16 protein-coding genes and 2 tRNA genes are annotated in these 20651 nt (G+C 27.8%); 16 read left to right on the forward strand and 2 right to left on the reverse strand.

Annotation, left to right across the window (positions count from 1 at the left end):
- The first annotated feature begins 1 nt into the window (after window position 1).
- Together NWE74_RS14435 and NWE74_RS14440 are read left to right on the forward strand one after the other, a co-directional pair.
- Window positions 2-1036 (forward strand): BMP family lipoprotein, encoded by a 1035-nt coding sequence (locus NWE74_RS14435; protein ID WP_258243689.1) that lies wholly within the window; start codon window positions 2-4, stop codon window positions 1034-1036.
- Between the two features lie 180 nt (window positions 1037-1216).
- Entirely contained in the window at window positions 1217-2878 is a 1662-nt protein-coding gene (locus NWE74_RS14440; RefSeq protein WP_258243690.1) for a ribonuclease J, read from the forward strand.
- Between the two features lie 50 nt (window positions 2879-2928).
- Here the strand turns inward: NWE74_RS14440 and NWE74_RS14445 are convergent, their stop codons facing one another.
- Window positions 2929-3825: an SEL1-like repeat protein gene (locus tag NWE74_RS14445; protein WP_258243691.1), complete on the reverse strand. Its 897-nt coding sequence runs from the start codon at window positions 3823-3825 to the stop codon at window positions 2929-2931.
- Between the two features lie 242 nt (window positions 3826-4067).
- On the opposite strand from NWE74_RS14445, the gene NWE74_RS14450 reads away from it, so the two are divergent.
- The 7 genes from NWE74_RS14450 (at window position 4068) to NWE74_RS14480 (ending at window position 13281) form a co-directional block, all read left to right on the forward strand.
- Window positions 4068-4727, forward strand: a complete 660-nt coding sequence (locus NWE74_RS14450) for an ABC transporter ATP-binding protein (protein WP_258244470.1) — start codon at window positions 4068-4070, stop codon at window positions 4725-4727.
- Between the two features lie 2 nt (window positions 4728-4729).
- A complete protein-coding gene (locus NWE74_RS14455; protein ID WP_258243692.1) occupies window positions 4730-7978 on the forward strand; it encodes an ABC transporter permease in 3249 nt (1082 codons plus the stop codon).
- A 107-nt stretch (window positions 7979-8085) separates the two neighbouring features.
- Window positions 8086-8271, forward strand: coding sequence for a hypothetical protein (locus NWE74_RS14460; protein WP_258243693.1), 186 nt, complete (start codon window positions 8086-8088; stop codon window positions 8269-8271).
- 311 nt (window positions 8272-8582) lie between these two features.
- Complete coding sequence (locus tag NWE74_RS14465) at window positions 8583-10091, forward strand: DUF1846 domain-containing protein (RefSeq protein WP_092727368.1); 1509 nt, start codon at window positions 8583-8585, stop codon at window positions 10089-10091.
- A 288-nt stretch (window positions 10092-10379) separates the two neighbouring features.
- Window positions 10380-11489, forward strand: a complete 1110-nt coding sequence (gene dinB, locus NWE74_RS14470) for a DNA polymerase IV (protein ID WP_258243694.1) — start codon at window positions 10380-10382, stop codon at window positions 11487-11489.
- Between the two features lie 162 nt (window positions 11490-11651).
- Complete coding sequence (locus tag NWE74_RS14475; protein WP_258243695.1) at window positions 11652-12533, forward strand: cation diffusion facilitator family transporter; 882 nt, start codon at window positions 11652-11654, stop codon at window positions 12531-12533.
- 73 nt (window positions 12534-12606) lie between these two features.
- Window positions 12607-13281, forward strand: a complete 675-nt coding sequence (locus tag NWE74_RS14480; protein ID WP_258243696.1) for a copper homeostasis protein CutC — start codon at window positions 12607-12609, stop codon at window positions 13279-13281.
- Between the two features lie 48 nt (window positions 13282-13329).
- Here the strand turns inward: NWE74_RS14480 and NWE74_RS14485 are convergent, their stop codons facing one another.
- Window positions 13330-13968, reverse strand: coding sequence for a Crp/Fnr family transcriptional regulator (locus NWE74_RS14485; RefSeq protein WP_258243697.1), 639 nt, complete (start codon window positions 13966-13968; stop codon window positions 13330-13332).
- A gap of 115 nt (window positions 13969-14083) precedes the next feature.
- On the opposite strand from NWE74_RS14485, the gene hcp reads away from it, so the two are divergent.
- The 7 genes from hcp to NWE74_RS14520 all read left to right on the forward strand — a co-directional run bounded on the left by hcp (window position 14084) and on the right by NWE74_RS14520 (window position 20644).
- Entirely contained in the window at window positions 14084-15724 is a 1641-nt protein-coding gene (gene hcp, locus NWE74_RS14490) for a hydroxylamine reductase (protein ID WP_258243698.1), read from the forward strand.
- 117 nt (window positions 15725-15841) lie between these two features.
- Window positions 15842-15915 (forward strand) — tRNA-Cys (locus NWE74_RS14495).
- Window positions 15916-15925: 10 nt separating this feature from the next.
- A tRNA-Thr gene (locus tag NWE74_RS14500) sits at window positions 15926-16000 on the forward strand.
- A gap of 220 nt (window positions 16001-16220) precedes the next feature.
- Complete coding sequence (locus tag NWE74_RS14505; RefSeq protein WP_258243699.1) at window positions 16221-17621, forward strand: MATE family efflux transporter; 1401 nt, start codon at window positions 16221-16223, stop codon at window positions 17619-17621.
- A gap of 97 nt (window positions 17622-17718) precedes the next feature.
- Window positions 17719-18414, forward strand: a complete 696-nt coding sequence (gene sfsA, locus NWE74_RS14510; protein WP_258243700.1) for a DNA/RNA nuclease SfsA — start codon at window positions 17719-17721, stop codon at window positions 18412-18414.
- Between the two features lie 186 nt (window positions 18415-18600).
- Window positions 18601-19866, forward strand: a complete 1266-nt coding sequence (locus NWE74_RS14515; protein WP_258243701.1) for a 30S ribosomal protein S1 — start codon at window positions 18601-18603, stop codon at window positions 19864-19866.
- Between the two features lie 67 nt (window positions 19867-19933).
- Entirely contained in the window at window positions 19934-20644 is a 711-nt protein-coding gene (locus NWE74_RS14520; RefSeq protein ID WP_258243702.1) for a phosphatase, read from the forward strand.
- Window positions 20645-20651 lie beyond the last annotated feature (7 nt).

The raw sequence follows: 20651 nt of genomic DNA on the forward strand, positions 1-20651 counted from the left end.
TATGAAGTTCAAAAAATTAATAGCATTAGCTACAACAACAGTTTTATCCGCATCTTTATTAGTAGGATGTTCAAGTAAAAAAACAGAAACAGAAGGTGCTAAGACAGACGAGCCAATGACAATAGCTATGATAACAGATGTAGCTGGTGTTAATGACCAATCATTTAACCAATCAGCATGGGAAGGTCTTCAAAAAGCTGAAAAAGAATTAGGTGTAAAAGTTAAGTACTTAGAATCAAAGCAAGATTCAGATTATGCAGCTAATATAGAAACATTAGTAGATGAAGGTGTAGATTTAATATTAGGAGTTGGTATGAAATTAGCTCCATCAATACAAGAAGGAGCAGATTTATATCCAGAGCAAAAATTTGCTTTAATAGATGAAACATATGACAAAATACCTGAAAATGTAAAAACAGTACAATTCAACTCTCAAGAGTCAGCATACTTAGCTGGATTAGTAGCTGGTAAAATGACTAAAACTAACAATATAGGATTTATAGGTGGGATGGAATTGCCTGTTATAGAAGCATTCCAATACGGATATATGGCAGGAGCTAAAGCTGTAAACCCTAAAATGGATATACAAGTTCAATATGCAAACTCATTTACAGATCAAGCTAAAGGTAAGGCTATAGCTAATCAGATGTACTCAAAAGGAGCAGATGTAATATTTACAGCTGGTGGAGATGTTGGTACAGGTGCAATAGAAGCAGCTAAAGAAAATGGAAAATATGCAATAGGGGTTGATAGAGATCAAAGTGATTTAGCTCCAAAAAATGTTTTAACATCAGCGATAAAAAGAGTAGATGTTGGTGTGTTTGATATAGTTAAAGAATTAGTAGATGGTAAATTAGAATTAGGAACAAATGTTATATACGGTCTACAAGAAGGTGCTGTAGGAATACCTGAAACAACTAAAAATTTAGTTTCTCAAGAAATATTAGATTATGTAAATGGAGAAGCTAAGAAATTTGAAAAAGGAGAGTTAAAAGCTCCTAAGACTGAAAAAGAATACAAAGAAATGGTAAAATAATATAAAATCAAAAGCTAGTTAGGTGAAAACTCATCTAACTAGCTTTTTTTTATATATAAATAAAAGTTTTTTAGAAACATGAATTTAATATATGAATTAGAGAGAAAATAATAAATAAAAGTTAAATTAGTTAACAATTATATTTTATATAAAGAAAAGAATATAAAAGGAGTAAATTCAATGGAGAGAGAAAGTTTAAAGGTAATTCCCCTAGGAGGTCTTGGGGAAATTGGTAAAAATATAACTGCAATAGAATACAAAGATGAAATAATAGTAATAGATGGTGGAATTTCATTCCCTGATGAAGATATGTATGGTGTAGATTTAGTTATACCAGATATTAGGTATTTATTAGAAAATAAAAATAAAATAAAAGGAATGTTTTTAACTCATGGTCATGAGGATCATATAGGAGCTATTCCGTATATATTAAAGCAAATTAACATGCCTGTATATGGAACTAGACTGACATTAGGTCTAGTAGAGAATAAGTTAAAAGAGCATAATATACTTAGAGAATCTAAATTAAAGCCTGTTAGGACAGGACAAACTATTAAATTAGAAAATTTAAAAATAGAATTTATAGGAGTTACTCATAGTATTGCAGATTCATGTGCATTAGCGATATATACACCTATGGGTATAATTCTTCATACTGGAGATTTTAAAATAGATTACACTCCAATAGATGGGAGAATGACAAATCTTAATAGAATAGCTGCATTAGGTAAAAAGGGTGTATTACTTTTAATGGCTGATAGTACCAATGTAGAAAGACATGGTCATTCTATATCAGAAAAAACTATAGGAGAGACATTAAAACGAATTTTTTCTGGAGCAAAAGGAAGAATTATAGTCGCTACTTTTGCATCTAATATTCACAGAATGCAGCAGATTGCAGATGCATCTATTGCTTACAATAGAAAAATAGCTTTCAGTGGTAGAAGTATGGAGAATATATCTGAAGTTGCTATGAACTTAGGATATTTACATGTACCGGATGATTATATCATTGATATAAAGGAAGTGAATAAGTATCCTAGTGAAGAAGTGACTATAATAACTACAGGAAGTCAAGGAGAACCAATGGCAGGTTTATCAAGAATTGCATATGGTTCACATCGTTTGATTTCTATAGAGCCAGGTGATTTATTTATAATTTCAGCATCTCCGATACCTGGAAATGATAAGTTAGTATCTAGGGTTATAAATCAGTTATTTAGAAAAGGTGTAGACGTTATTTATGAAGACTTAGAAGAAATTCATGTATCAGGACATGCATATCAAGAAGAACTAAAGCTTATACATAGTTTAGTAAAACCAAAGTATTTTATGCCTGTGCATGGAGAGTATAGACATCTAAAACACCATAGAGATTTAGCTATAAAACTAGGCATGATGCCTGAAAATGTATTTACATTAGAAACGGGACAAGTATTAGAAATATCTGAAGATAGAGTAAATACATCAAAAACTGTTCATACGGGGGTTTTATTTGTAGATGGAATTGGAGTAGGAGATGTAGGAAATATAGTTTTAAGGGATAGAAGAGATTTAGCAAAAGATGGAATGGTAACTATAGTAGTAGCTATAAATAAAGAAAACTATAGTATCGTAGCAGGCCCTGATGTAATAACTAGGGGATTTATATACGCTAGAGAAGCTGAAGATATAATCAATAAAGTTAAGGAAATATCCAAAGAAGAAGTTGAAAAATGCTTAGAAAAAGAAATTTTAGAATGGCAAGTATTAAAAAATAGTGTAAGAAGATCAGTAGAGCACTTTTTGTATCATAAAACAAAAAGAAATCCTAGTGTATTTCCTATAATAATGGAAGTATAAAAAAAACTCATATATAAATTCAATTGAATTTATATATGAGTTTTTTATATTTAAATTTGAGAACCTATTGCTTTAGAATACCATTCAATTGATTTATAGTAATCTTGATTAACACCTAATCCATCTTTGTACATATTAGCAATTTTTATCTGAGCATTTATATTACCAGATTCAGCGAGTTCTTTATAAATATCAAATGCTTTTACATAATCTATATCAACATTAGTTCCATTAAAATAACTATCTCCTAAAGTCATTTTTTCAAGGTCAGAATCAACTTCTTGTGGAGAAATTTGATTAATAGTACAAGTCTTATTTTTAGATATAGGTAGCTCTTCGAAGTTATCGATAGTTCCAATTGTATATTCTAAATTATTAAAACTAGCTGTAGAATTTATATTATTGTTTGTGACTAATTCTTCATACTTTAAATCAGGAGAATTAAAAGTGTTATTAGTTTCATTAGATGTGTTACTGATATCTTGACTTTCAATGGATTTATTCCAATAACTTAAAGCCTTGTCATAGCTTTTTTCATCTGCAAGACCTTCAAAATACATATAACCAAGTACATCATTAGCTAAAATGTATCCTAAATCAGCTAATTTTATAAGATATTCATAAGCTTTTTTATAATCTTTTTTATTTTCATCTGATAAATATATCATAGCTAAGTTGAACATAGAGGTAGTATTACCTTGACTTGATGCTTTTTCAAAGTATTTTATGCCATTTTCTGTATTTGGAGATATACCTTCTCCATTAAAGTTCATAATACCAACCATATTTTGAGCTTCACATACACCTAATGATGCAGACTTTAAATACAAATTATAAGCTTTAATTATATCTTTATCGACGTTAATCCCATAGTAGTATGAATTAGCTAAATTGAAAAACTTTAAGCCGTCATTTAAAAAAAAGTTTTTTACATTTATAAAATCCAAAGCTATCTCCTCCAATATAATATATACAAATATCCAAACCTTATCACCAATTATATTATGATTAAAAAATATAATTGGTGAATCTTGATAAGAAAATATAGCAATAGAGAGATTTATAGTATTATTCGCATAAGTCTAGACAATAGATATGGTATAATAATTAAAAATATTCTAAATTTAATGGAGGAATAGTAGTTGTGCATAAATATATAGAATTTAATGATGTAAAAAAGATTTACAAAATGGGTGATATTGAAATATCGGCTTTAAGTGGAGTTGATTTTTCTATACATAAAGGCGAATTTGTGGTAGTGGCAGGAGCAAGCGGCGCAGGAAAAAGTACAATACTTAATATTTTAGGTGGTATGGACAGCCCTACAAGTGGAACTGTTATTGTTGATAATAAAAAAATAAATAATTATTTAAATAAAGAATTAATAACATATAGACGATTTGATATTGGATTTGTATTTCAATTTTATAATCTAGTACAGAATCTTACAGCTAGGGAAAACGTTGAATTGGCCACTCAAATATGCAAAGATCCATTGGATATAGATGAAATTATGGCTGCTGTAGGTTTAGAAAATAGAAAAAATAACTTTCCAGCACAGCTATCTGGTGGAGAGCAACAAAGAGTTGCAATAGCGAGAGCACTTGCTAAAAATCCAAAATTGTTATTATGTGATGAGCCTACAGGAGCCTTAGATTATAATACAGGAAAGTCTATACTTAAATTACTCCAAGATACATGCAGAAAGATGGGTATGACCGTTATTATAATAACTCATAATTTAGCTTTAACACCAATGGGAGATAAAGTTATAAAGGTTAAAAATGGAAAAATAGAAAGTGTTACTATAAATGAAAAGCCAGTTCCAGTGGAAAGGATAGAGTGGTAGCAATGAAGAGTGTTTTAAATAAAGACATCATAAGAGATATACGTAAATCAAGAGGTAGGTTTTTATCTATTTTATGTATAGTTGCATTAGGTGTAGCTTTTTTTTCTGGGATCAAAGTTTCACCTATAGTTATGAAAAAAACTTCAGATGATTATTATGATAAATATAATTTTATGGATATCAAAATCATATCTACTTTAGGTCTTATTGATGAAGATGTAAATGAAGTAAAAAAAATACCAGAAGTTGATGGTATTTTTCCTACGTATTCAACGGATGTATTAACAGATTATAAATCAGAACAGCATGTTTTAAAAATTCATGCATTACCTATAAATGAGATAGCCCAAAATAGTAAAAATTATATAAATAAAGTTAATGTTGTAGATGGTAGGCTTCCACAAAATTCAGGTGAGTGCGTAGTTGAACAAAATAAAGTTGGTAAATTTGATGTACCAATTGGAACAAAAATTAAATTAGAGTCAGGAACTGATGATAAACTTGACAACACATTAAAGAAAACTGAATATACAGTTGTAGGGAAAATAGAAACTCCATATTATTTATCTTATGAAAAAGGAAGTAGTTCTATAGGTAATGGAACTATAAGTTCTGTAATAATGATTCCGCAGGATGATTTTAAGATAGATTCATATACAGAGATGTTTGTCACCTTAAAAGGGGCTAAAGAAAAAAATTCTTATGATGATAAATATTTTGAGGATATAAAAGTCGTAACAAATAAAATAGACGATATATCTAAAGGTAGAATAGATGCTAGATACAATGAAGTCATAAATACCGCAAATGATGAGTTGGATAAAGGAAAATTAGAATATTATAATAAAAAGAAGGAAGTAAGTGAAAAACTAGAAAACGCGGAGATAAATATATTAAATTCAGAAAAACAATTAAAAAAAGGTGAGGAAGAGCTAAAAAGAAACCAACAAACAATTAAAAAACAAATAGAAGATGGAAAGCTTAAAATAAATCAAGGTGAAAATTCATTAAATAATGGATATTTACAATATGAAAAAGGATTAAAACTATTTAATGATAATAAATCAAAAGCTGAGATTGGATTTAAAGATGCACAGCAAAAGCTAGATGATCTTAATAGTAAAATCGATAATCTTTATAGTTATAATAAAACAATAGAAAGTAAGCTAAATGATGATAGTTTAAGTTTAGATGAGATTGAGTATTTAAAAAGTGAATTAGATAAAAATAATAAAATTATAAATGATTTAAATATATCTTATGAGCAAGGCATAAAAAACTTAAATTTAAAAAAGCAAGAATTAATAAATGCAGAACAAAAGTTAACCAATACAAAAGAAACATTAGATAAAAATAAACAAAAGTTAGAATTAGAAAAAAGAAATTTAGTATTAATAGAAAAAAAATCAGAAAAAGAATTTAAAAAATCTGAAGAAAGAATTAAAGATGGTAAAATAAAGTTAGAATCTGGAAAATTAAGTTTAAAAGAATCTAAAGAAAAAGCTGAAGATGAGTTAGATAAAGCTAATAAAAAAATAAAAGACTCTGAAGATGAAATTAAAAAGATAGAAAAACCTGAGTGGTATATATTAGATAGAAATAGTCATTATTCATATGCCGAATACGCTAGCTGTGCAAGTAGTATAGATGCACTTTCTAAAATATTCCCAGTATTCTTTTTTTCTGTAGCAGCGCTAGTTTGTTTAACAACTATGACAAGAATGGTTGATGAGCAACGAGTTAATATTGGAACACTAAAAGCTTTAGGATATACGAAAGGAAAAATAGCAAAAAAATATATACTATATGCACTAATTGCTAGTTTGATAGGTAGTATTATAGGTATATTGATTGGATTTACTGTATTTCCAATAGTTGTATTTAATGCTTATAAGATGATGTACGTATTGCCAAAAGTTCAATTATCATTTAATTTTCCACTAGCAATGGGCGTTACATTTACTGCTATTTCTATAACTACAATAGCAGCATATAGCGCATGTTATAAAGAATTAAGAGAAAATCCATCTGTATTAATGAGGCCAAAGGCACCTAAAAACGGGAAAAGAATATGGTTAGAAAAAATTCCTTTTATATGGGACAAGGTAGGATTTATAGGTAAAGTAACTATAAGAAATATATTTAGATATAAAAAAAGATTTTTAATGACTATACTTGGAATATCTGGATGTACAGCACTTATATTAACCGGATTAGGTATAAAGGATTCAATACAAATGATAGTTGATGTACAGTATGGAAGGATATTTAAATATGATATGACTATAACTATAGATAATAGTGCCAAATTAAGTGAAATAAAAAAAATTCATAATCGAATAGATAGTACTGAATCTATAGCTAGCTATTTGTTTATGAATAATCAAAATGGAAAATTAATATCAGATGAAAAAGAAAAACAAATAACTATAGTTATCCCTAAAGATAAAATAAAAATGGAAGAATTTATAGGACTGCAAGATAGAGCTAGTCAAAAAAATATTAAGATAATTGAAGATGGTATAGTTCTTAGTGAGAAAACAGCTAGAGATTTAGAATTAAAAGTTGGAGATACTGTTGAAATTTTAAACAGCAAAGATCAAATAGCAAAAGCTAAAATAATAGGAATAACAGAAAATTACGTATCTCATTATGTATATATGTCAAAAGAATATTATAAAAAATTATATAAAAGAGATATAAATTATAATAGAGTAGTGGGAACCATAAGTGATAAATCTATTAATGGTGAAAATACTTTGTCTAAAGATTTAGTTGGATATTCAAAGATAAATGGAATATCATTCAATACTGGAGTAAAAGAAAACTTTGAAAATACAGTGAAAAGTCTAAATTATGTTGTTCTTATAATGACTATATCTGCAGGAGCATTAGCATTTGTAGTTTTATATAATTTAACTAATGTAAATATTTCAGAAAGAATAAGAGAAATTGCTACTATAAAAGTGCTAGGTTTCTATGATAATGAAGTGTCTGCATATATTTATAGAGAAAATATAATTTTAACTATTATAGGAACATTTGTAGGTCTAGGAATAGGAAAACTACTACATCAATTTATAATGATAACTGTAGAAATAGAAAGTATGATGTTTGGAAGAGTTATAGGAAGTAAGAGCTATATAATAGCAGCAATACTAACTATAGTACTTGGATTAATAGTTAATTTTACAATGTATTACAAATTAAAAAATGTAAAAATGGTAGAATCGTTAAAATCTGTAGATTAATAGAAAATTATGACCAAATAAATTACTGTCAAAAATAAATAATATCTCATAGTATATGTTAGGAGTGAATACTCCACAAATTTTATATATCAACAGGGGGTAATAAAATGTTAGACAGATTATTTGGTGAAGGTGGATTCGGAGGAATCTGGATAGTAGTATTATTTTTTATATTCTTAGCTTTTTCTGAGTGTTGGGTAGATATAGACATATGTGCTTGGATACCTTTCTTAATACTATTATTAATAGTTTGTGGAGCAGGAGATATATTTGATGGAGGATGTGGATGCTAATTATTTTAGTCAAACATCTTTAATTATCTAAAGTTATAAAAAGAACTATCTTTAATACGATAGTTCTTTTTTATTTTATATGAAAAATACATGTTATTAACTTATATAAAATTTAACAAAAGAACAAACTAAGTATAATTTAAACCTTCAAAAATAATCTTGAAATATTTATATTTGGAATGTATAATATAAACTTAAAGTGAAAAAATGAAAAAACATCGATAGAATGTTAATCAATTTCACTTTATATAAATATAAAATAAATATAAATATACGGTTATCAAAAATTAAATAATTAGTGAGGTGGCAATATGAAAATAGGATTCGATCACAAGAAATATTTAGAGGAGCAATCAAAGTATATATTAGAAAGAGTCAATAACTTTGATAAGCTTTATTTAGAATTCGGTGGTAAGTTAATGGGAGACTTACATGCAAAAAGAGTATTACCAGGATTTGATGAAAATGCAAAAATAAAAGTACTTCAAAACATAAAGGAAAAAGTTGAAGTAGTTATATGTGTTTATGCAGGAGACATTGAAAGAAACAAAATCAGAGGCGATTTTGGTATAACTTATGATATGGAAGTTTTAAGACTTATCGATGACTTAAGAAAGTACGAACTAGATGTAAACAGTGTTGTTATAACAAGATTTGAAGGACAACCTGCAACTACAGTATTCATAAATAAATTAGAGCGTAGAGGTATAAAAGTATACAAGCACGCACCAACAAAGGGATATCCTACTGATGTAGATACAATCGTTAGTGATGAAGGATACGGAGCAAATCCATATATAGAAACTACTAAGCCAATAGTTGTTGTAACAGCACCAGGACCAAACAGTGGTAAATTAGGAACTTGTTTAAGCCAATTATACCATGAAAATAAAAGAGGAAATGTTGTTGGATACTCAAAATTCGAAACATTCCCAGTATGGAATGTACCATTAAAACATCCTTTAAATATAGCGTATGAAGCTGCGACAGTAGATTTAAAAGATGTAAATATGATAGATTCATTCCACCTTGAAAAATATGGTGAAATGTCAGTTAACTACAATAGAGATTTAGAATTATTCCCAGTTCTTAAAAAGATAATAGAAAAAATAACAGGAAAAGAATCTATATATCAATCACCTACAGATATGGGTGTTAATAGAGTTGGATATGGTATAATAGATGATGAAGTTGTAGCAGAAGCATCAAGACAAGAAATAATAAGAAGATACTTTAAAACTGCTTGTGAATACAAAAAAGGACAAGTAGACAAAGGTGCTTATGAAAGAATAAAAGTAATAATGGAAGGTCTTAACTTAAAGCCTGAAGATAGAACAGTGGTTATGCCTGCTAGAAATTATAGCAATAAACTAAAAGAAACTGCTCAAAAGAACGATGTATGTCCAGTTGTTGCTATTGAATTAACTGATGGAACGATACTTACAGGTAAAGGGTCTGATTTAATGAATGCAACTGCAGCAGCTACATTAAATGCGATAAAATATTTAGCTAAAATAGATGATGAATTACATTTAATAGCTCCATCTATATTAGAACCAATTGTAAATTTAAAAACTAAAACATTAGGAAGTAGAAGTCCTGAATTGAGTTGTGAAGAGGTGTTAACTGCATTAAGTATATGTGCTGTTACAAATCCAACTGCACAAGCTGTACTTGATAAATTACCTTTATTAAAAGGAGCTCAAGCACATTCAACAACAATATTAAGTAAAAATGATGAACAAACATTTAGGGAGCTTGGAATAGATGTAACTAGTGATCCTGAATATCCATCACAAAATCTTTACTATGCAAACTAAAAAATAATTTAATTATTAATAAAGAAAATATAAGACCATATTACCCTTTAGGTAGTATGGTCTTTATTATATAAAATTGAACAATCTAAAATAAATATAAATATACGGTCATCAAGTTACTAAAATAAGTTAGTTCCTTGGAATAACTATTTTAAAGGTTTTTTTACAAATTTGCAAGTTATTTTTTAAAAAAGAATAAAATAAACTTATAAACTTATAAGAAATAGAGTTATAATTATATATTTAAAGATAAAAGTACTAAAAATTAAGTTATTATAGGTGATTATATTGGATGATAATAGAAAAATAATACATATAGATATGGATGCATTTTATGCATCTGTAGAACAAAGGGATAATCCTAGTTTAAAGGGAAAGCCAGTGATAGTTGGAGGCAATCCAGACGGTAGAGGTGTTGTAGCTACATGCTCGTATGAAGCTAGAAAATACGGAATACACTCAGCGATGCCATCAAAAGTAGCATATAAAAGATGTCCATATGCTGTTTTTGTAAGACCAAGGTTTGATATATATCATAAAGTATCTAATCAGATAAGAGAAGTTTTTCATAGATATACTGATTTAGTAGAACCGCTATCATTGGATGAAGCATATTTAGATGTAACTATTAATAAGATGAATATTAAATATGCTACAGATATTGCAAAAAGAATAAAAGAAGAAATATATGAAGAGGTTGGATTAACAGCATCTGCTGGAGTTTCATATAATAAGTTTTTAGCCAAATTAGCATCAGATTATCAGAAACCCAGTGGGTTGACTGTCATAACAAAAAAAAATAAGCAACAATTTTTAGATAGCTTGCCGATAAATAAATTTTTTGGCGTAGGTAAAGTCACAGAAAGACAATTAAGAAACTTAGGTATAAATAATGGATATGATTTAAGGATGTTAGAATTACGACAATTAGAGAAAATTTTTAAAAATAGAGGATATACATTTTATCAATTTGCAAGGGGAATAGACTATAGACCAGTACAACCCCACAGAGAAAGAAAATCTGTAGGATCAGAAAGTACATTAAGTATAAATTTAAATATTGAAGATGAAGAGGTTGTAGATATTCTAGATGAGATATGCCAAGATGTAGCTAATAGACTTAGATATTCAGGAAAAGCTGGTAAAACAGTAACATTAAAAATAAAATATGATGATTTTACTCAGATAACAAGAAGTGTAAGTTTAGAACATGAAATATCATTACATGAAGATATTAGAACTAATATATATAATTTAGTAAAGAATATAAAAAGTAATGATAAGCAGATTAGATTATTAGGAGTAACAGTTTCAAATTTAAATGATATAAAAGAAGTATGCACAAACATAACTATTTTTGAATATATAGAGAATATAGAGAATAAAACAAGCAATTAAAAATATTAGAAATTTATTATAAAAATAAATAGCATAAAAATCCATGAAATATATTTCATGGATTTTTTAATTAGAAGATTAATGAAAGTCATTATTAAAATTAAAAGAGTTTCAAGTATAAGTATATATCAATACTTGGATAATTAATTTAGGGGGATTTATATGCAAGATAATAATTTTAGAAAAATAAAACAAGTACTATGGATAATATTATTTGCAAATTTTTTTGTTGCAATACTAAAAATTTTAGTTGGTACGACAATAAAAAGTGCAAGTATGACTGCTGATGGGTTTCATTCTCTATCAGATGGAGCATCAAACATAGTTGGTATTGTTGGAATTGGTATTGCATCAAAACCGAAAGATAAGGAACATCCCTACGGACATACAAAATATGAAGTTATTGCAAGTATGTTTATTGGGGGCATGCTACTTATAATAGCTGGGAAAATAATATTAACATCTATATCAAGATTTTCAAATTCGATTCATCCTACAATAACTACGGAAAGTTTAATAGCATTAATTATAACGTTATGTATAAATATATTTGTAACTACTTATGAAAATAGAATAGGAAAAAAATTAAATAGCTATATATTAATATCGGATTCAATGCACACAAGAAGTGATATATTTGTATCTATAGGGGTATTATGTACTTTAATAGGAGTAAAATTAGGATTACCATCTATTATTGATCCAATAGCATCATTAATAGTTTCTGGGTTTATAATATACTCAGCTTATGAAATATTTAAGTCATCAACGGCTGTATTAGTAGATCAAGCTATAATAGATGAAAATGAGATAGAAAATATAGTTAAAACTTTCGAAGAAGTAAAAGGAGTTCATAAGATTAGAAATAGAGGATGTGGAAATGATATACACATTGATATGCACTTATTAATAGATCCTTATATTAGTATAGAGCACTCTCATTATTTAACACATGAAATCGAAGATAGAATAAAAAACACTTTAAATAAAAATGTTCAAGTTATTGTACATTTAGAGCCATTTTATGAAAATAGAAGTAAGTAAAATAGAATATAAAATTAGGCCTATTTATAGTATTATATATATTAATTACAAAAGAACATAATAGGGGGGACATATGCTAGAAATTATAGGAATGACAGTTGAAGATGCTAAAATGATAGAGGATTGTGGGGCAGACAGAATAGAACTGGTAAGTGCACTTACAGAAGGGGGTCTTACTCCTAGTTTTGGCCTTATAGAAAAAGTAGTAAATAGTGTTAAGATACCTGTAAATGTTATGATTAGACATCATGCAAATAGCTTTGTGTATAGCGAAGAAGATATTAATATAATGTTAAAGGATATAGAAATTGTTAATAGTATAGGTGCAAATGGTATTGTGTTAGGTTTATTGGATGATAAAGATAAAATAGATAAAGTTAATTTAAATAGATTGATAGAAAATACTAATTCATTAGACATAACTTTTCATAAGGCAATAGATGAAACTAATCCTGTAGAAAGTATAAAACTATTAAATAGTTATAGTAAAATAACAAATGTTCTTACATCTGGAGGAAAGGGAGATATAATAAATAATTTAGATACTATAAATAAAATGATTAATGAATCTAAAAATATAAAAGTGTTACTAGGTGGAGGTCTAAACTTTGATAATATAGAAAAAGTTAAAGAAAGTATATGTTGTTGTGATTATCACTTTGGTACAGCTGTGAGGACTGATAAAGATCCATTTAAAAAGATAGATGAAAAAAAACTTAAAAAATTAGTATCGATACTAAATAGTTAATAAAATAAGAAGTTAGATTTTTTTAAATCTAACTTCTTTTATGTATATTTATTGCATTAAAATAGATCTTAATTCATTGATATCAATAATTTTAATAACATCTTGAGCATAGTCAATAAGACCATCATCTTTCATTTTTATTAACTCCCTAGATAGAGAAGGTCTTGGTATACCTAACTTCTCAGATAATTTTTGTTTTGTCATATTAAGTTTAATAAAAATACTTTCTTGATTTTTAGATTCTACAACTAAATAGTTAGCAATTTTTTGACGTATGCTAGTCAATGAGAGTCCTGTAATAGAATTATTTAAGCTAATAATTTTATTTGTTAAATCATTTAAAAACATCGACAAGAATTCAGGATTATGAGAGCAAAAACTTATAAAGTCGTTTTTGCTAATAAACATAACACTACTTGGTTTTGATGCTAAAACTGTAGCTGGATATTTATTTGTATCAGAAAATGCTATCACTTCTCCAAAAAACTCGCCTCTAGTAAAAGAAGATAGATGAATAACATTATTGCTACTTAAGATACGCTTAATATCAATTTCTCCATCTAAAACTAAGCCTACTTTGGTACAAGGCGTTCCTTCAAGTGCTATAACATCATTTTTAGAGTAACTTATAACAGTGTATGGAGATTCTTCGAAGAACCTTAGTATATCATCTTTGCTCATAATCATAAATTTCACCAAACTTTCTTTATTATATAATAATGTAACCTATGTTACGGAAGTATATACTGATTATAACATATAATGAGTATATAAAATACACATTTAAAATGGAGGAATCAAAATGGAAGATAAAATGTTTTGTTTTCAATGTCAAGAAACAGCAGGATGTACAGGCTGTACAAAATTTGGAGTATGTGGAAAATCACCAGATTTAGCTAGAATGCAAGATTTATTAATATATACAACTAAAGGATTATCAGAAGTAACTACAAGATTGAGAGAAGAAGGAAAGCAAGTACCATCAAATGTCAATCATATAGTAACAATAAATTTATTTACTACAATAACAAATGCTAATTTTGATGATGAGATATTCTATGAAAGAGTAAAAGAAACATTAAATATTAAAGAAGAATTATTATCATTATTAGATAATAAATCTAATTTATCTGAAGCTGCATTATATAATGCTAACTCAAATGAAGAGATGGATAAAAAATCAACAAAGGTAGGCGTATTAGCTACTAAAAATGAAGACATAAGAAGTTTAAGAGAACTTATAATATATGGTATAAAAGGACTATCTGCATATATGAAACATGCAAATGCCCTAGGATATGATGATGAATCTATAAATATATTTATGCAAAGTACATTAGCAAAAATGCTAAATGACAGCTTAAGTATAGATGAATTAGTAGCATTAACTTTAGAAACTGGAAAAGTTGGTGTAGATGGAATGGCTTTATTAGATTCAGCTAACACAGGTACTTATGGTAATCCAGAAATAACAAAAGTTAATATAGGTGTTAGAAATAATCCAGGGATATTAGTATCAGGACATGACTTAAAAGACTTAGAATTATTATTAAAGCAAACAGAAGGAACAGGTATAGATGTTTATACACATTCAGAAATGTTACCAGCCCATTATTATCCAGCATTTAAGAAATACTCTCACTTTGCAGGAAACTATGGAAATGCTTGGTGGAAGCAAAAAGAAGAATTTGAAAGTTTTAATGGACCAATATTAATGACTACAAACTGTATAGTACCACCAAAAGATAGTTATAAAGATAGATTATATACTACTGGAGCTGCTGGATTTGTTGGATGTACTCATATAAAAGGTGCGTCAGAAGATGATAAGGATTTCTCACAGATAATAGAACAGGCTAAGGAGTGTCAAGCTCCTACAGAAATAGAAACAGGAGAAATAATTGGTGGATTTGCACATAATCAAGTATTTGCACTAGCAGATCAAGTTGTAGAAGCAGTAAAAACAGGGGCAATAAAGAAATTCTTTGTAATGGCAGGATGTGATGGAAGAGCTAAATCAAGAAATTACTATACTGATTTTGCAAAAGCATTACCAAATGACACAGTAATACTTACTGCAGGATGTGCAAAATATAAATATAATAAATTGCCTTTAGGAGATATAAATGGTATACCAAGAGTATTAGATGCAGGTCAATGTAATGACTCGTATTCATTAGCATTAATTGCATTAAAACTTAAAGAAGTATTTGAACTTCAAGATATAAATGAATTACCTATAGCGTTTAATATAGCTTGGTATGAGCAAAAAGCTGTTATAGTATTATTGTCATTATTATATTTAGGGGTTAAGAATATACATTTAGGCCCGACGTTACCAGCATTTTTATCACCAAATGTAGCAAAAGTATTAGTTGAAAACTTTGGTATAGGCGGAATAACTAATGTTGAAGATGATTTAAAAATGTTTTTAGGAAAATAAAAATAAGAAACTGCGTTTGAGACGCAGTTTCTTATAGTATAAAAAGTCAAAATATGACGAATGAAAAAAGTTGAAAATTTTAACAAATATTAATATAATTATTAATGTAGTTAATGAGGCGACATAGCCAAGTGGTAAGGCAGTGGACTGCAACTCCTTGATCCTCAGTTCAAATCTGGGTGTCGCCTCCAAATAATATATGCTGGTGTGGCTCAACGGTAGAGCAGCTGACTTGTAATCAGCAGGTTGTAGGTTCGATTCCTATCACCAGCTCCAATTAAAATAACTTTAATCAGTATTGATTAAAGTTATTTTTTTTATGTATTATAATTAAGATTAATAATTCGGATATTTATGGGTATAAAAATTGAAAAATATTTTCAATTAAAATATTTTAAAATTAAAACGAATATAGTATAATAATATGAAATATTCGAATGTAAATATTTTTTAATTATAGAATTAATTTAAAATAAAACTTATTGGAGGAAATAAAATGAGCAATTTAAGTACTGATTTAGGAAAAGAAAGTGTAGGAAAACTTCTTTTTAAATTAGCAACTCCAGCAATAATTGCACAGTTAGTAAATGTTTTGTACAACATAGTTGATAGAATATTTATAGGAAGAATGCAAGGTGGAGACATGGCTATGGCAGGTGTTGGTGTAGCTTTTCCTATAATTTTAATTATATCTGCATTTAGTGCGTTAGTAGGTATGGGAGGAGCTCCGTTAGCTGCTATAAAAATGGGTGAGCAGGACAACGAAGGCGCAGAAAAAATAATGAGTAATAGTTTTTCAGTTCTAATAATATTAGCGATATTATTGACTTTAGGATTTTTAATATTTAAAGAGCCTATATTATGGGCATTTGGAGCAAGTGATGCAACTATAGGGTATGCATTAGATTACTTAGGCGTATATCTTATAGGTACTATATTCGTTCAAATTGCTTTAGGTATGAATCCTTATATAAATACACAAGGATTTGCAAAAGTAGGAATGATAACTGTAACTATAGGAGCTATAATAAATATAGTACTAGATCCAATACTTATATTTGGATTTGATATGGGTGTTAAAGGAGCAGCTCTTGCAACAATAACAGCTCAGGCGGTTTCAGCTATATGGGTACTATATTTCTTATTTGGAAAGAAAAGTTTATTAAAAATAAGAAAAAAATATATAAAACCAGAATCTAAAGTAGTATTACCAATCTTAGCTTTAGGTATAGCACCATTTATAATGCAAGCAACTGAAAGTTTAGTTTTGGTATCTCTAAATAGCCAATTACAAAAATATGGTGGTGATTTAGCAGTTGGTGCGATGACTATAATGAGTAGTATAATGCAAATTATATTACTTCCAAATATGGGATTAACACAAGGTGCTCAACCTATAATAAGTTACAATTATGGAGCTAAGCAAATAGATAGAGTAAAACAAACATTTAAGTTATGTTTAGCATTATGTTCGTTATATACAATAGCAATGTGGGCAGCTCTTATGTTAGTTCCACAATTATTTGTAAGTATATTTAATAATGACCCTGCTTTAATGGAAATAACTACGTGGAGTATAAAAATATATTTTGCTGGAATATTTATATTTGGAATTCAAATTGCATGTCAACAAACATTCTTAGCATTAGGGCAAGCAAAAATATCTTTAGTTTTAGCATTACTAAGAAAGATAATATTACTAGTTCCATTAATATTTATACTACCAATGTTTATAGAAAATCAATTATTTGGAGTATTCCTAGCAGAACCAGTGGCAGATATATTAGCTGCACTTACAACAATAATGTGCTTTGTAGTATTTTATAAGAAGACACTGTCTATTATAGAAAATGCAGATAATAAAAGTATAAAAGAAGATATAATAAATACACATTAATATATTTAAATAGTTGCCCTTATGGATATAAATAATATTCATAAGGGTTTTTTACGTAAAATATAAATATTAAAATAAAAAAGGATGGAATAGGTTAATGCATTATAAAAGAGTAGTTAAATCTAAATTCATAGAAAGACCAAATAGGTTTATTGCATATTGTAATATAGACGGCTGTATTGAAAAAGTACATGTAAAAAATACTGGTAGATGTAAAGAATTATTAACTCCAAATTGTACAGTTTATTTAGAAGAGAGTGATAATCCAAATAGAAAAACTAAGTACTCATTAATTGCAGTTGAAAAAGGACAAAGGTTAATAAATATGGACTCACAGATACCAAATAAAGTCGTATATGAAGCTTTGATGAGTAAAAAATTAATATTACCAGGTTTAGATGAAGAAATAAAATTTATTAAACCAGAAAAAACTTATGGTAATTCAAGGTTTGATATATATGTTGAAACTGAAAATAAAAAAGTTTTTATAGAGATAAAAGGAGTAACATTAGAAGAAAATAATATAGTAATGTTTCCTGATGCAAAAACAGAAAGAGGAGTTAAACATATAAATGAATTAATTGAAGCGAAAAAGGAAGGGTATATATGCTATATAATATTTGTAGTTCAGATGAGTGATGTAACTTATTTTACACCAAACAGAAAAATGCATAAAGAGTTAGGTGAAGCTCTTATAAATGCTAGAAATAAAGATGTAGATGTATTAGCATATGATTGCTATATAAAGCCAGATAGCATAAAACTAAAAGATAAGGTTAAAGTTATTTTATAAAAAATTATTATAAATTAAAATAAATTAAAATAATATGATAAATTTTTATTGTAATTTAGTATAATAAAATAAATAAAAAAGTTATTAAAATAAGTATTTTAATATAGTAAGAAAAATGTAAGTATTTAAAATATTAATGGTATAATATTTATATATGATATTTATATAATGAAAGGATTGATAACTATGACAGATAATCTATCGATGAAAGAATTATTAGAACAACAAGAGCAAGAGTTTAATAGTGTTAAAGTTGGAGAAACTATAACAGGAAAAATATCTAAAATAGCTCATGATGAGATAACTTTAGAGTTAAGTTATGGATTTGACGGGGTTATATCTATAAAGGAATTAAATCTTCCTAAAGGAAAGTATGCTGATGAAGTATATAATGTAGGAGATGAAATAACTGCAGTTATAACTAAAGTTTATCATAAGGATGGAGTAATACACTTATCTAAGCTTAAATTAGATGAAAAATCTGACTTTGATGATTTAGAAAAGGCTTACCAAGAGCATAGAATAATAACTGTTAATGTAGAAAAAAACATAGAAAGAGGAGTGTTTGCTACATACAAAACACAAACTTTATTTATACCAATATCACAATTAGATACTAAGTTTGTTACAAATACAAAAGAATATGTAGGGCATAACTTAGAAGTATACATAAAAGAAATGGATACTAAGAAAAATAGATTAGTAGCTACTCATAGAGATGTATTACAAGAACGATTAGATAAAGAAAGAGAAGAAAGAAGAGTTCGTATACAAGAAGAAAAAGAAGCTGCAAGAGCAAAGGCAAAAGAAGAAAAAGAAGCCCGTATAGCTAAAGTTAAAGCAGAGAAGGAAGAGTTATTTAATTCTTTAGAAGTTGGACAAAGAAGAGATGGTAAAGTTACTAAACTAATGTCTTATGGAGCATTTGTAGATATTGGAGGAATAGAGGGGTTACTTCACCTAAATAACCTATCTTGGGAAAGAGTTGAATCAGTAGAAGATATGTTACAAGAAGGACAAGAAGTTCAAGTATATGTATTAGATATTGATGCTGAACATAAGAAATTTGCTTTAGCATTAAAAGATATAAATAATGATCCTTGGGAATTAATAAAACAAGATATAGAATTAGATGATATAATAACAGGGACTATAGTTAGAACTATAGAAAAAGGTGCTTTTGTTAAAATAAGAGATGGTGTAGAAGCATTTTTACCTATATCAGAATTAAGTGAAGAAAGAGTTATGAGAGTTACTAATGTTGTAAATGTTGGTGATGAAGTTAACGTTATGGTAATAGAATTTAAGCCAAGAAATAGAAGAATGGTTGTATCTATAAAAGAAGCTACAAGAGAGCCAGAAGAAGATATAAGCGAATTTTTAGAAACTGAAGATTCATTAGGAACTCTTGGGGAATTATTTAAGGATAAATTTAAAGGATTAGAAAAATAATAAGAGACAAGCCATATTGATTTATCAATATGGCTTAATTGAGTTTGAAATTTTAGGAGGACAATAAATGAAAGCACTAATAGATTTACATACTCACACCATTGTAAGTGGACATGCTTATAGTACAGTTCAAGAAAATATTCAAGCTGCTATAAAGTCTGGATTAAAATATTTAGGATTATCGGACCATGCACCTCAAATGCCAGGTGGACCACATCCGTTTTATTTCCATAGTCTTTATTGCATACCAAAAGAAGTCGATGGTTTAAAAATACTTAGGGGTATTGAAGCAAATATCGTTGATTTTGAAGGGAATACGGACGTGCCTAATGACATGCTTACTCATATCGATTACATGATAGCAAGTTTACATCCGCCATGTATACAATTTGGAACTAAAGAGGAAAATACAAATGCAATACTTAAGGTAATGGATCATCCAAAAGTTAAAATAATAGGACATTTAGACGATAGTAGATATGTAGTAGATTATGAACGTGTAGTTGAAAAAGCAAAACAAAATAATATATTAATGGAAATAAATAACTCATCATTAAAGCCAACTACATTTAGACAAGGTGCATGGGAGAATGTAGCTAAGCTTTTAGACGAATGTAAAAAACAAGAAGTAAGAGTAATAATGGGAACTGATTCTCATATATCTTATGATATAGGTGATTTTACTTATTCTAAAAAAGCTATAGAAGAAAATAACTTCCCTGAAGAATTAGTTATAAACTATCATGATGAAGAAATAATAAAATTATTCAATATATAAAAAGAGA

The sequence above is a fragment of the Romboutsia lituseburensis genome, assembly GCF_024723825.1.
GTDB lineage: Bacteria > Bacillota > Clostridia > Peptostreptococcales > Peptostreptococcaceae > Romboutsia_F > Romboutsia_F lituseburensis_A.

Bases quoted from the DNA above. Each gene is read 5' to 3' on its own strand.
- NWE74_RS14435 (WP_258243689.1), top strand. From the start codon at position 2: ATGAAGTTCAAAAAATTAATAGCATTAGCTACAACAACAGTTTTATCC.
- NWE74_RS14475 (WP_258243695.1), top strand. From the start codon at position 11,652: ATGCAAGATAATAATTTTAGAAAAATAAAACAAGTACTATGGATAATA.
- NWE74_RS14450 (WP_258244470.1), top strand. From the start codon at position 4,068: ATGGGTGATATTGAAATATCGGCTTTAAGTGGAGTTGATTTTTCTATA.
- NWE74_RS14455 (WP_258243692.1), top strand. From the start codon at position 4,730: ATGAAGAGTGTTTTAAATAAAGACATCATAAGAGATATACGTAAATCA.
- NWE74_RS14485 (WP_258243697.1), bottom strand. From the start codon at position 13,968: ATGATTATGAGCAAAGATGATATACTAAGGTTCTTCGAAGAATCTCCA.
- hcp (WP_258243698.1), top strand. From the start codon at position 14,084: ATGGAAGATAAAATGTTTTGTTTTCAATGTCAAGAAACAGCAGGATGT.
- NWE74_RS14440 (WP_258243690.1), top strand. From the start codon at position 1,217: ATGGAGAGAGAAAGTTTAAAGGTAATTCCCCTAGGAGGTCTTGGGGAA.
- NWE74_RS14515 (WP_258243701.1), top strand. From the start codon at position 18,601: ATGACAGATAATCTATCGATGAAAGAATTATTAGAACAACAAGAGCAA.
- NWE74_RS14480 (WP_258243696.1), top strand. From the start codon at position 12,607: ATGCTAGAAATTATAGGAATGACAGTTGAAGATGCTAAAATGATAGAG.
- NWE74_RS14465 (WP_092727368.1), top strand. From the start codon at position 8,583: ATGAAAATAGGATTCGATCACAAGAAATATTTAGAGGAGCAATCAAAG.
- sfsA (WP_258243700.1), top strand. From the start codon at position 17,719: ATGCATTATAAAAGAGTAGTTAAATCTAAATTCATAGAAAGACCAAAT.
- NWE74_RS14505 (WP_258243699.1), top strand. From the start codon at position 16,221: ATGAGCAATTTAAGTACTGATTTAGGAAAAGAAAGTGTAGGAAAACTT.
- NWE74_RS14520 (WP_258243702.1), top strand. From the start codon at position 19,934: ATGAAAGCACTAATAGATTTACATACTCACACCATTGTAAGTGGACAT.
- NWE74_RS14460 (WP_258243693.1), top strand. From the start codon at position 8,086: ATGTTAGACAGATTATTTGGTGAAGGTGGATTCGGAGGAATCTGGATA.